This window comes from Clostridium boliviensis, from assembly GCF_033342255.1.
GTDB lineage: Bacteria > Bacillota > Clostridia > Lachnospirales > Lachnospiraceae > Lacrimispora > Lacrimispora boliviensis.
Map to the genome: position 1 here is coordinate 1 of NZ_JAWONS010000192.1, position 684 is coordinate 684.

Genomic DNA, 684 nt, shown 5'->3' on the forward strand with positions numbered 1-684 from the left:
AGGTGAGCCTGCAGATTTCCCCGTTCGGTGGCGGATCTTTCCTGAGTCCTTCTGTGATCCATGCGCGAGTCCCTTGAAAGGGGTTGGCGGCAAAGGAGGTAGGCGGCGGTGCAAGTCGTGGGTGTGACGACGCAACAGGAAGTGTACGTGGTCTCCAAGGAGCGGAAATTCCGGGTGAACGAGATCCTGATCATCGAGGACGAATCCCTCCATTTTCCCCGGGGGGAAGTGGTGGAAACCCTGGCCTACAACCGGCTGATCCCGATGGGGATGGACCGGTCCCTGGTGGACGACCAGGTGATTCGTTCCCTGGAGCAGATCGGCTACGACATCGGAGCCGATGAGATCAATTTGGCCAAAATCCGGCTCTTTTCAGAGGCGCCCCATCCCGTGCGAACCGGTTGCCGGGTGCGGCCTCCCCGCTTTGACGAAGTGCGGGAACTGTTGGTGAAACAGCTTCCGGAGGAGGGGATGGTCCTCGGAGAAATCCTGGGGACGGAATCTTTGGCCCCTTCCCTGCCGCCGGAACTGTCGGACCAGCTGTTCCGCCTGGAGGAAGGGGAAATCCACCCCCAGCAGGGGGTTCCCTTCGTCTTCGACATCCGGTCGATGCAGCAATACCCTCACATCGGCATCTTCGGCGGTTCCGGCTCGGGGAAGTCCTTCGGGCTCCGGGTGATCCTG

Annotated in this window: 1 pseudogene; it reads left to right on the top strand. The window is 61.0% G+C overall.

Going from position 1 to position 684, the window contains the following annotated elements:
• Positions 1 to 108 precede the first annotated feature (108 nt).
• Positions 109 to 684 (top strand): annotated as a pseudogene (locus RZO55_RS12435) (ATP-binding protein); the annotation flags it as partial.